This window comes from Anaerotignum lactatifermentans (genome assembly GCF_016902535.1).
In the GTDB taxonomy this organism is placed as follows: domain Bacteria; phylum Bacillota; class Clostridia; order Lachnospirales; family Anaerotignaceae; genus Anaerotignum; species Anaerotignum lactatifermentans_A.
This window is the reverse complement of sequence record NZ_JACSNY010000001.1, coordinates 89,552-101,705: the sequence shown is the minus strand read 5'-3', so window position 1 is coordinate 101,705 and position 12,154 is coordinate 89,552. Positions and strand designations below refer to the sequence as shown.

General features: G+C 50.9%; 9 protein-coding genes and 1 other annotated feature. Of the genes, 7 read left to right on the top strand and 2 right to left on the bottom strand.

The annotated features are described in order from the left end of the window. Window positions 1-9: 9 nt before the first annotated feature. From H9X84_RS00490 to trmD, 3 genes are all read left to right on the top strand, one after another. Window positions 10-240 carry a KH domain-containing protein gene (locus H9X84_RS00490; protein WP_205132358.1) on the top strand — a complete coding sequence of 77 codons (231 nt, stop codon included), beginning with the start codon at window positions 10-12 and terminating at the stop codon, window positions 238-240. Between the two features lie 85 nt (window positions 241-325). Next, window positions 326-835 carry a ribosome maturation factor RimM gene (gene rimM / locus H9X84_RS00485; RefSeq protein WP_205132357.1) on the top strand — a complete coding sequence of 170 codons (510 nt, stop codon included), beginning with the start codon at window positions 326-328 and terminating at the stop codon, window positions 833-835. Beyond that, a complete protein-coding gene (gene trmD / locus H9X84_RS00480) occupies window positions 836-1,573 on the top strand; it encodes a tRNA (guanosine(37)-N1)-methyltransferase TrmD (RefSeq protein ID WP_205132356.1) in 738 nt (245 codons plus the stop codon). Window positions 1,574-1,616: 43 nt separating this feature from the next. On the opposite strand, the gene H9X84_RS00475 is transcribed toward trmD, so the two are convergent. Further along, complete coding sequence (locus tag H9X84_RS00475) at window positions 1,617-3,233, bottom strand: DEAD/DEAH box helicase (protein WP_205132355.1); 1,617 nt, start codon at window positions 3,231-3,233, stop codon at window positions 1,617-1,619. A gap of 353 nt (window positions 3,234-3,586) precedes the next feature. Then, window positions 3,587-3,806, top strand: a binding site (T-box leader). Between the two features lie 62 nt (window positions 3,807-3,868). Here H9X84_RS00475 and H9X84_RS00470 point away from each other — a divergent pair. The 4 genes from H9X84_RS00470 to H9X84_RS00455 all read left to right on the top strand — a co-directional run bounded on the left by H9X84_RS00470 (window position 3,869) and on the right by H9X84_RS00455 (window position 11,316). Next, complete coding sequence (locus H9X84_RS00470; RefSeq protein ID WP_205132354.1) at window positions 3,869-4,888, top strand: phenylalanine--tRNA ligase subunit alpha; 1,020 nt, start codon at window positions 3,869-3,871, stop codon at window positions 4,886-4,888. Between the two features lie 35 nt (window positions 4,889-4,923). Beyond that, window positions 4,924-7,323, top strand: coding sequence for a phenylalanine--tRNA ligase subunit beta (pheT, locus tag H9X84_RS00465; RefSeq protein WP_205132353.1), 2,400 nt, complete (start codon window positions 4,924-4,926; stop codon window positions 7,321-7,323). A 109-nt stretch (window positions 7,324-7,432) separates the two neighbouring features. After that, on the top strand, window positions 7,433-8,569 hold the full coding sequence (locus tag H9X84_RS00460; RefSeq protein ID WP_205132352.1) for an exonuclease SbcCD subunit D: 1,137 nt from the start codon (window positions 7,433-7,435) through the stop codon (window positions 8,567-8,569). Beyond that, window positions 8,566-11,316 carry an AAA family ATPase gene (locus H9X84_RS00455; protein WP_205132351.1) on the top strand — a complete coding sequence of 917 codons (2,751 nt, stop codon included), beginning with the start codon at window positions 8,566-8,568 and terminating at the stop codon, window positions 11,314-11,316. The genes H9X84_RS00460 and H9X84_RS00455 overlap by 4 nt, the downstream gene beginning before the upstream one ends. 68 nt (window positions 11,317-11,384) lie before the next feature. On the opposite strand, the gene H9X84_RS00450 is transcribed toward H9X84_RS00455, so the two are convergent. Further along, a complete protein-coding gene (locus H9X84_RS00450) occupies window positions 11,385-12,068 on the bottom strand; it encodes a phosphoribosylaminoimidazolesuccinocarboxamide synthase (RefSeq protein WP_205132350.1) in 684 nt (227 codons plus the stop codon). Between the last annotated feature and the right edge of the window lie 86 nt (window positions 12,069-12,154).

Sequence of the window (12,154 nt, the reverse complement as noted above, 5' to 3'; positions counted from 1 at the left end):
GCCAGAGCTATGAAGGAATTATTGGAAGTAATCGCGAAAAATCTGGTGGAGCATCCCGATCAGGTGACTGTTTCCGAAAAGGAAGGCGACCGTGCCTGCATTTTGGAATTAAAGGTAGCCCCTGAGGATATGGGTAAGGTCATCGGCAAGCAGGGCAGAATCGCTAAGGCGATCCGTACTGTGGTAAAGGCCGCTGCGATCCACGAAGATAAAAAGATTATTGTAGAAATCGTACAGTAAGCAAAACCGTCTGACGGTTCTAGGGACTGTATCGGGCAGGGTGCTTGCACCCTGCTTTTTATTTTTTTCAGAAACGAGGTAAAAAATGGAACAGTTTTTTGAGATCGGAAAAATCACCGGGACCCACGGCATCCGCGGCACTATGCGGGTATTTCCCACAACGGAGGACCCCACTCGTTTTGAGCGTCTGAAGGAAGTAACGGTGGAGATCCGCGGAAAAAGGGAGACCTTCCATATTCAGAAGGTAGCGTACCAGAAGCAGATGATTCTGCTGACGCTGAAAGAGATTACGGATATCAATGTGGCGGAGCTGTATAAAAACGGACGCATCCTGATTCCGGATCATGACGCTATTCCGCTGGAAGAGGACGAATACTATACCAGAGATCTGTACGGCCTGAAGGTAGTAACGGAAGACGGGGAAGAACTGGGTGAGCTGACGGCTATTTATGTGACTGGCGCCAATGATGTATACGCCGTGAAAAAAGGCCCCCAGGAAAAGGAACTGCTGATTCCCGCTATCAAGGACTGCATCAGAAAAGTAGATCTGGAAGCTGGGGTCATGACGGTGAAGCTGCTGGAAGGACTGAGATAAATGAAACAGTTTTTTGTATTGACGCTGTTCCCGGAAATGATCGAGCAGACCCTTTCTCACAGCATCATGGGCAGAGCCCAGCGGGATGGATATATTCAGGTGGAGGCCATCAATATCCGGGATTTTACCCTGAATAAGCAGAAACATGTAGACGACTATCCCTATGGCGGCGGCGCTGGCATGGTCATGCAGGCCCAGCCCATTTATGACGCCTACCAGAGCATCGCCGAGCGGGCAAAAGGCGCCAGAGTGGTCTATATGACGCCTCAGGGCAGACCTTTTACCCAGCGGATCGCCGAGGAATTGTCCAAAGAGGAAAATCTGGTGTTCCTCTGCGGCCACTATGAGGGCGTTGACGAAAGAATTATCGAGGAGATCGTAACAGATGAGATTTCTCTGGGAGATTTTGTATTGACCGGCGGTGAGCTGGCGGCTATCACCATCATTGACGCCGTATCCAGACTGGTGCCCGGTGTATTGGGGAAGGAGGATTCCTTTGCCGATGAGAGTTTTTCTGATGGCCTGCTGGAATATCCTCAGTATACCCGTCCGCCTGTATTCCATGGAAAGGCGGTGCCAGAGATCCTTCTGAGCGGACACCATGCCAATATCGACAAATGGAGAAGAGAGCAGTCTCTGCTGCGGACGGCGAAAAAACGTCCGGATCTTCTGGAAAAAGCGGAACTGACGGAAAAGGAACGCCGGTTTTTAACGGAGCATACAGAGGAGAAAGCATAAAAAAGTACGGAAAACCTTTTGAGGTATTTCCGTACTTTTTTGATTATCTTTTTTTGCCTTTTTCTTTTTTTGCGATTTCGATGTGTACCCGTTTGTTTTTGATTTTGCAGTTTTTCATGCCGTAGAGTACATCCTTGACAAATTCCTTGGGGACATCCACAAAAGTATAGTCGTCAAAGAGGTCAATGGCGCCCAGCGCTTTGCCGGGAACGCCGGCTTCGTTGGCGATGGCGCCCACAATGTCCTTTGCCCGGATCTTGTTCTTTTTCCCGGCGCTGATGAACAGACGGACCATTTTTTCGCCTTCGCCGCCATAGGCTTCTGTGCCGTTAAAATTGATGTCTTCCATAACGTCCAGATCATCGGTGCGCACATCTGCCAGCTGGTGCTTTAAGAGCGCCGCCGCAATATCCATGGCGGTATAGTCCTCTTCCATGAGCTGTTCCACCAGATGGATATATTTTGTCAGATGGCCTTCCTGAATGCTGTCTTTGATTTTTTCCAGGAAGATATTGGTTTTCATTTCCTCTACATCGCTGAGGGTCGGCAGTTTCTGCTGTACGATTTTTGTTTTGGTATAGCGCATAATGTCCCGCAGCTTATAGATTTCCTTGCCCACGCAGAAGGTAAAGGCCTTGCCGCTTCTGCCCGCCCGGCCGGTTCTGCCGATACGGTGAACGTAGTATTCCTCGTCCTGGGGTACGTCATAGTTGAATACGATGTCGATGTCGTCTACATCGATGCCTCGCGCCGCAACGTCGGTGGCAACCAGAATTTCGATGGTGCCGTTGCGGAACTTCTGCATGACTTTGTCACGCTGGGCCTGTTTCAGATCGCCATGGAGACCTTCGGCGAAATAGCCCCGTCCCTGAAGCAGCTCCACCAGATCGTCTACCCGTTTTTTGGTATTGCAGAATACCATAGCCAGATTGGGCATGTAAACGTCGATGATGCGGGTCAGAGCCTCCAGCTTTGTTTTTTCCTTTACATCGAAATAATACTGTTCAATGCTGGGAACGGTCAGCTCTTTTCTGACGATTTTCACATATTCCGGGTCTTTCAGGAACCGTTTGGTAATGTCCAGAATTTCAGGGGAAAGTGTGGCGGAGAACAGCAGGGTCTGGTGATCCTCCGGGATCTTTACCAGAATGGTCTCGATGTCCTCCCGGAACCCCATGTCCAGCATTTCATCGGCCTCATCCAGAATCATCATCTGCACGGTCTCCATTTTCAGGGTACGGCGGCGCATGTGGTCCATAACACGGCCCGGTGTGCCGATGACTACCTGCGCGCCTTTTTTCAGCGCTAAAATCTGACGGTCAATGGGCTGGCCGCCGTAAATGGGAACCACCCGGATATTTTCCTTATATTTCAGCAGCTTGCGGAATTCCTCGCTGACCTGGATGGCAAGCTCTCTGGTGGGGCAGAGGATCAGCGCCTGCAAACGGCGGTCATCGGGATGGATGCGTTCCAGACAGGGGATGCCGAAGGCTGCCGTTTTGCCTGTGCCTGTCTGGGACTGACCGATGATGTCCTTGCCTTCTTTGATGAGGGGGATCGCCTGGGACTGGATAGGAGTGGCTTCCTCAAAGCCCATATCCAGTACCGCCTGGCAGATCTCCGGGGATAAATTCATGTCTTCAAATCTCAAATGTTCCATATGTGTTTCCTTTCTTTGTCCAGCCGAAGAAAACCCATAGAACGCCTGAAATAAAAATCCGTTTTCTTTCGACTTGTTGTGTGATATTTTTGGATGCTTTGGCAAACTGCTTTCTTCCCGTTTAAAGCACCCCTGCGAAAAACCGCAGACTCTTACTATATCAGCTTTCGGGCCGGATTGCAAGAAAAAACGGGCGGTCCAAAGCGAAACTGTGATTCTGTATAAAAAACAGAGAAAAAGCCCGGTTTTTTTGCCGGAGAAAGGGGCATGGAAGGACGGAAAATGTCCCTTTTGCGGGAAGTTTCCCTTGACTTTCTTTTGGAATATGATAAAATATAAGCGTTATGAAGATATCAACGGCTGTGAAGGTGAAAAGTAGGCAGATACGCCGCCGCAGAGAGAAAACGTCATCGGCTGAAAGCGTTTTTGGTCTGGAGTGTTTGCGGAAGTTCCCACCGGAGCCGATCTCCTGAACGAGAAAAAGTAGGGAGATCCGTTTCGTGCGCGTTACGCATCAGAGTGCCTGTGACAGCAGGAAATTGGGTGGTACCACGGAAGTCCTTCGTCCCTTTGGGAGCGAGGACTATTTTTTTTGCAGTCTTTTGAGAAAAACAGAAAAAGGAGAGAAAAGCATCATGAAGGAAAAACTGAAGGCCATTCACGACAAGGCCATGGCGGCTTTCCAGGAAGCAAAGGAAATCAAAGACATTGACGATCTGAAAGTAAAATATCTGGGCAAAAAAGGCGAACTTACAGCCATTCTGAAAGAAATGGGCAAGCTGTCCGCGGAGGAACGTCCTATCATCGGTCAGATGGCCAACGATGTGCGTCAGGATCTGGAAAAAGTGCTGGAAGAGGCGAAAAATCGTCTGGCAGCTACGGAAATGGCACGCCGTCTGGAAAAGGAAAAAATCGACGTTACCATGCCCGGCACAAAGAAGGCGGAAGGCCATAAGCATCCCATGAGCATTGTTATTGATGAAATCTGCAACATCTTCATGGGCATGGGCTACGAAGTAGCGGAAGGCCCTGAGGTAGAAAAGGATTACTACAACTTTGAGGCGCTGAACATCCCTAAAAATCATCCTGCCAGAGACGAACAGGATACCTTCTATATCGGCGGGGATATCCTGCTGCGTACCCAGACATCTCCCGTACAGGTACGTACCATGGAAAAAGGCAAGCTGCCGATCCGTATGGTCTGCCCTGGCGCCGTATACCGTTCCGACGAGGTAGATGCTACACATTCCCCTGTATTCCATCAGCTGGAAGGCATGGTAGTAGATAAAAACATCACCATGGGCGATCTGAAAGGTGCGCTGGAAGTATTCGCCAGAGAGCTGTTCGGCGAGGATACCAAAGTACGTTTCCGCCCTCATCATTTCCCCTTCACAGAACCCAGTGCGGAAATGGACGTTACCTGCTTCGCCTGCGGCGGCAAGGGATGTCGTGTCTGCAAGGGCGAGGGCTATATCGAACTTCTGGGCTGCGGCATGGTCCATCCCAAGGTTTTGAAAATGAGCGGCATTGACCCCGAGGAATACAGCGGATTCGCTTTCGGTATGGGTCTGGAACGTGTTGCAATGCAGCGCTACGGCATCACAGACCTGCGTCTGCTTTTTGAAAACGATATGAAATTCCTGAAACAGTTCTGATAAATTGCTTTTTCATTTGAAAGGAGAATAGAAACATGGATGTACCTATGTCATGGTTAAAAGAATACGCGAAGGTCACCGCGCCCATCGGAGAATTCATTGAGGATATTACAATGACCGGCTCCAAGGTAGAAGGCGTGACTTATATGGGCGGCGAACTGAAAAATATTGTTACCGGCCGCATTACTTCCATTGAAAAACACCCCGACGCCGATAAGCTGGTAGTCTGCAAAATTGATGTGGGCAGCGGCAAGGAGCTGACCATTGTAACAGGCGCGCCCAACGTAAAAGAAGGGGACTATGTACCCGTTGCGCTGGATGATTCCGTTATCGCCGGCGGCAAAGAAATCCATACCGGCAATCTGAGAGGTGTGGAATCCGAAGGGATGCTCTGCTCCATTGAAGAGCTGGGCTGCGACCGCCACGATTTCCCTGAGGCACCGGAATACGGCATCTACATCTTCCCGGAACCTGTGGAACTGGGCAAGGATGTAGCTGATGTAATGGATCTGAAGGATGAGGTAGTGGAATATGAGATTACTTCCAACCGTCCCGACTGCTTCAGTATTCTGGGGATTGCCAGAGAAGCGGCTGCTACTTACAAACTGCCGTTCCTGTATCCTGAAATCAAGGTAAAAGAAGAAGCCGAAGGCAGAACAGAGGATCTGATCTCCGTAGATATCATGAATCCTACTCTGTGCCCCCGTTACGTGGCCAGAGCCGTAAAGAACGTAAAGATTGGGCCTTCTCCCCGCTGGATGCGCAAGAGACTGCGTGCCGCAGGCGTTCGTCCCATTAACAATATCGTAGATATTACCAACTATGTCATGCTGGAAATGGGCCAGCCCATGCACGCTTTTGACGTAGACACCATCAAAGACAGACATATCATCGTAAGAAACGCCAAGGAAGGCGAAACCATCACCACACTGGACGGTCAGGTAAGAAATCTGGACCCCTCCATGCTGGTAATTTCCGACCCGGAAAAGGCAGTTGCCATTGCCGGCGTTATGGGCGGCGAGAACTCCATGATCAGTGAAAGCGCTGAGGCTGTACTGTTCGAGTCCGCAAACTTTGAAGGCTCCAACGTGCGTATTACCGCCAAAAAGGTAGGTCTGCGCACAGACGCTTCCAGCAAGTTTGAAAAAGGTCTGGACCCCAATCTGGCACTGGAGGCTGTCAACAGAGCGGCACAGCTGGTAGAAGAACTGGGCTGCGGCCAGATTGTTCCCGGCATTGTGGACTGCTATCCCAACAAGAGAGAATCCTGGGAACTGACCTATTCTCCCGAATGGATCAACAAATTCCTGGGCACTGATATTTCCGAGGAAGAAATGCAGCGTACCTTTGAACGTCTGGAAATGAAGGTAGATCCGGTAGCTCATAAGGTAGTTGTGCCTACCTTCCGTCCTGACCTGGAAGCGCAGGCGGACCTGGCGGAGGAAGTGGCTCGTTTCTATGGCTACGACAAGATCCAGCCTACACTGGCTTCCGGTACTCCTACCGTAGGCAAAAAGACATATTCTCAGAATATCACCACACTGGTAAAAGATACCATGATCGCCGAAGGTCTTTGCGAAGCTATGACTTACAGCTTTGAAAGCCCCAAGGTATTCGATAAGCTGCTGATCCCTGCGGACAGCCCTCTGCGCCGTACTGTGACCATCTCCAACCCTCTGGGCGAGGACTTCAGCGTTATGCGTACGGTTTCCATTAACGGTATCCTGAACTCTCTGTCTACCAACTACAACAGAAGAAACGAAAGCGCTGGCCTGTTTGAGGTGGCGAAGGTATATCTGCCCAAGTCTCTGCCTCTGACAGAACTGCCTGACGAAGTGCCTACTCTGACAGTCGGCATGTACGGCAAAATGGATTTCTACGACCTGAAAGGCATTGTGGAACATCTGATGAGTGTACTGGGCATTGGCGATAAAGCGGAATATACCACAGAAACAGGCCTGTCCTGGATGCATCCCGGCAGAACCGCTTCTGTTTCCATCGATGGCAAGACAGTAGGCTATCTGGGTGAGCTTCATCCCGCTGTTGCCAAAAACTATGAAATTGGTACAAAGGCTTATCTGGCAGTGCTGAATATGGAAGAGCTCATTGACGCGTCCAACCTGGTAAGCGTATACCAGCCTCTGCCGAAATTCCCTGCCATCACCAGAGATATCGCGATGCTGGTGAAGGAAGATGTGACCGTAAAACAGATCGCTGACGAGATTCGCAAAAACGGCGGCGCATATCTGGAAAGCGCAACACTCTTCGACGTATATCAGGGCGAACAGATCGAAGAAGGCTACAAGTCTGTGGCATACTCCATTTCCTTCCGCAGCGCGGAAAGAACATTGGCGGATACCGATGTAGCCGAAGCAATGCAGGCAATCCTGGATGGTCTGGCAAGAGAGCTGGGCGCACAGCTGAGAGACAAATAATTTAAGATCAAGGATTTATTCCGGCCGGAATCCCTTTGGGGGTTCCGGCTTTTCTTTTTGGGGACAATGAGATACAATAGAAGTATCTTATGGGAAAGGAGCATGGCTTATGAAATATCTGCACCTGTCTGACCTTCATCTGGGGAAACGTGTCAACGGGTTTTCCATGATAGAGGATCAGCGATACATATTGGAACAGATTGTGGAAATCATTGGGGAGGAGCGGCCCGATGGTGTTTTGCTGGCAGGAGATATTTATGATAAAAGCGTGCCTTCGGCAGAAGCGGTCCAGCTGTTTGACTGGTTTCTAAGCAGACTGGCGGAAAAGAGCATCACGGTATTTGCCATCAGCGGCAATCATGACTCGGCGGAACGTCTGGCCTTTGGCGCCAGCATCATGGCCCCTGGCGGGGTATATTTTTCTCCGGTCTATGACGGAAAGGTAACAGTGGTGACGCAGAAGGACGATTTTGGCGAAATTGATATCTATCTGCTTCCTTTTTTGAAGCCGGCCCTGGTGCGCCCCTTTTTCCCGGAGGAGAAGATCGAGACTTACACGGACGCCCTGAAAAAGGCACTGGAGTGTTATCCTCTCCATCCGCAGCGGCGGAATATCCTGCTGACCCACCAGTTTGTGGCGGGTGCGGAGCGCTGTGAATCCGAGGAGATTTACGCCGGCGGAACGGAGGCCGTAGACCTTACGTTGTTCCGGGAATTTGATTATGTGGCCCTGGGGCATTTGCATGGTCCCCAGAACGTGGGCAGGGAGAATATCCGCTACTGCGGCACACCGTTGAAATATTCTTTTTCCGAAGCGAAGCACCAGAAATCCGTGACCGTGGTGGAGCTGGAGGAAAAGGGAAGTCTGCGTCTGCGGACTATTTTGCTGAAACCTCTGCGGGATCTGCGGGAGATCCGGGGGAATTATATGGAACTGACGGCGAAGGCGTACTATGAGGGGATGTGCCGGGAGGATTATCTGCATATTACACTGACGGATGAGGAGGATATTTTTGATGCCGCTGCCAGACTGCGGGTGATCTATCCCAATTTGATGAAACTGGATTATGACAACCAGCGCACCAGAATGGACCAGAGCATCTGCGCTCCGGAGGAAGTGGAGCAAAAGACGCCGCTGGATCTTTTCGGTGAGTTTTATGCTTTGCAGAATAATCAGCCCATGTCGGCGGAGCAGGAAAAGATCATCAGGGAATTGGCGGAACAGATTTGGGAGGGAGAAGCATGAAACCCATACGTTTGACCATGTCCGGCTTTGGCCCTTATGCCGGTACAACGGTTTTGGATATGACGAAACTGGGAGAAAAAGGGCTGTATCTGATTACCGGGGATACTGGTGCGGGAAAGACCACTATCTTTGATGCCATAGCTTTTGCTCTTTATGGTGAGCCCAGCGGCAACAACAGAGATGCGGCCATGCTGCGTTCCAAATACGCGGCGCCGGATACCCCTACGGAAGTGGAACTGGAATTTTCCTATGAGGGCAAAGTCTACAAAGTAAAACGAAATCCCAAATATGAACGGGCGGCTAAACGCGGTGACGGTGTTGCGATCCAGAATCCTGGCGCGCAGCTGACTTATCCCAACGGACGGGTCGTGACGAAAACAAAAGATGTTACCGAGGCGGTGGAGGAGATTCTGGGGGTGGATCGGAATCAGTTTTCCCAGATTGCCATGATCGCCCAGGGGGACTTTCAGAAGCTGCTGCTTTCCCCCACAGAGGAACGGAAGAAAATTTTTCAGAAACTTTTTCATACGGAACGGTTTGAAGCGCTGCAGGATCAGCTGAAGAAAAAAGCGGCGGAAATGGAGCAGGAATGTCGGCAGATTCAGGGAGACATTCTCCGGCAGATCCGCTCGGTACAGTGGAGCGAGCACTCCGCTTACAGCCAACAGGCCCAGAAGGCGGCTGACGGCGCGCTGACGGCAGTGGAAGCGGCGGCGGTGCTGGTGGAACTGCTGGCGGAGGATGAAAAAGCGGCCGGGGAAAGCCGGAAGAGTCTGGCAGAAGCGGAATCGGCTCTGGAGGAAGTCAATCAGAAGCTGGGTCAGGCCGCAGAACTGCGCCGTACCAGAGAAGCCATGGAAAAGACGGCGCAAAGCCACGCGGCGGAAAGCCAGCGGCTGCAAACATTGGAGCAGGCCATGGAAGAATGGAAAGAGAAGGAGCCGGAGACGGAAACCTGGAAAAAGGAACAGGAACGTCTGCGGCTGTTCCTGCCCATGTATACTGAACTGACGGAAAAAGAAAACACGCTGGCCAAGCAGAAAAAGACCCGGCAGGAAACAGAGGAAAAGAAAACGCTCTGCGGAGAAAAACTGACAAAGCTGGAAAGAGGACTGGAACTGGCCAAAGCGGAACTGGAGGAAATGAAGGATGCGGGAGAGACCGTCCTTCGATTGGAACGGGAAAAAGAGACGCTGGAGCAGAAACGGCAGCGTTTGACGGAATTGAAAAAGGAACTGGCGGCTTTTCGGAAGCTGCGGGCGGAACTGACAACCGCGCAGGAGAGCTATGCCAAGGCGGAAAAAGAAGCTGCGGAAAAGAACCAAAGGTTCCAGCTGATGCGGAAAGCCTTTCTGGATGAGCAGGCGGGGATACTGGCGGAAGGACTGCGGGAAAACGAAGCATGTCCCGTTTGCGGGTCCACCCATCATCCTGCGCCTGCCGTAAAGTCCCAGGAGGCGCCTTCGGAAGCGGAGCTGGAACAGGCGGAAAAAGCGGCCCAAAAAGCGGATCAGGCCATGAAAAAAGCCAGTGAATCCGCCGGATTGCTGCTGGGGCAGGCAAAAGAGAAGAAGGAAGGCCTGCGGCAGAAAATAGAGGAGCTTTTGCCGGAAGGTATAGAAACTCTGGCCCAGACCCTGGCGCAGGCCGAAGAGGAACTGGGAAAAGCAGGGCATATGCTGGCAGAGGAACGGAAGCGGGCGGAACGAAAAAGCAGGATACAGGAACTGCTGCCCAAAAAAGAGGAAGAGCGGGAAAAACTGGCGGCGGAAAAAGGAACACTGGAGGTATCTCTGGCGGCCTTGGAAGGCCAGATCTCTGGTGGTCTGCGGGAAATCGAAGCCCTGCGGCAAAAGCTGCCCTTCCCGGATCAGAAGACGGCGGAAAGTGAAATCAGCCGGTATGAACGGCAGATCGCGGAGTTTGCCGCAAAACAGGAAAAGGCCCGCAAAGAGCTGGAGGAAGTAAGAGAAAAAGTGGAACGTCTGCGGGGCGAGATTCTGGGATACCAGAAGCAGCTGGAAAACGCGCCGACGCTGGACGTGGAAGAAGAAAAGAAACGGCAGGGGACTCTGCTGGAGAAAAAAGAAGAACTGAACAAAGAAATCACAGGCATCACCCACCGTATGCTGGAAAATCAAAAAGCGCTGAAGCTGCTGCAGGAGGGGGCGGAAGAACTGATGGAAAAAGAAAAGCAGTTTGCCCGGATGAAAAATCTTTCCGACACGGCTAATGGTACATTGATCGGCAAGGAAAAGATCAAGCTGGAGACCTATGTGCAGATGACGTTTTTCGATAGGATCATTGGGCGAGCCAATACCCGGTTTATGATTATGTCCGGCGGACAGTATGAGCTGAAACGTCGGCAGTCGGCCCAGAATAACCAGAGCCAGAGCGGTCTGGAGCTGGATGTGGTGGATCACTATAATGGAACGGAGCGGAGTGTGCGTACGCTTTCCGGCGGCGAATCCTTCCAGGCATCTTTGTCCCTTGCTCTGGGGCTGTCCGATGAGATACAGTCTATGGCCGGCGGTATCCGACTGGATACCATGTTTGTGGACGAGGGTTTCGGTACGTTGGATGAGGAAGCTCTGCGCCAGGCAGTAAAGGCATTGTCGGATTTGACAGAGGGCCATCGTCTGGTGGGGATCATTTCTCATGTGGCGGAACTGAAAGAGCGCATCGACAAGCAGATTCAGGTAACAAAGGACCGGACCGGCGGCAGCCGCGCCGTAATCGTGGGATAAAAAAGAAAGCGCTGAAATCCTTTTGGATTTCAGCGCTTTTATGTTTTGTTTGTTTTGTTTGTTTTGGCTTATGCCAGGATCATTGCAGTCAGATCCATGGGATCTACGATCTTGCCGTCTTTGTATACTCTCATGTTACCGCTTGCGATCTCGTCGATCAGGATAACTTCACCGTTTTTGTCATAACCAAATTCGAATTTGATGTCGTACAGTTCCAGACCTTTTTTCGCCAGATCTTCTGCAACCAGTTTTGTGATTGCCAGAGTCTGTTCCTTCATGCTGTCGTACATTTCGGGGCTCATAACACCCAGGATTACCAGACCGTCTTTTGTTACCAGAGGGTCGCCCTTTGCGTCATCCTTGAATGTGGTTTCTACATAGCCGCCTTCCAGTTTTGTGCCGTCAGCGATGTAATCGCAGTAACGACGGATAAAGCTGCCGGTTGCTACCAGACGGCAGATAACTTCCAGACCATGACCAAATACCTTTGCGGGAAGCACTTCCATGGTTGCGTTTTCAACATCCGCGCTTACATAATGTGTTTTTACACCTGCTTTTTTCAGCAGTTCGAAGTAGTAGATGGAGGTTTTCAGGTTTTCTCTGCCGATCCCTTCGATGGTCAGACCGATGGAGTTTTCGCCGGGGTCAAATTTGCCGTCTTTGCCTGTGCAGTCATCCTTGAATTTCAGCAGTACATTGCCGTTGTCCAACGAAAATACATCTTTTGTTTTTCCTGTGTAAATCTTTTCCATGATCAAAGGCTCCTTTTCATTAAATATTTGGTTGATTTTTCTATGAAGCTTTTGTTTCCGAGCTTGAAACAACTCTTTGAAAACTC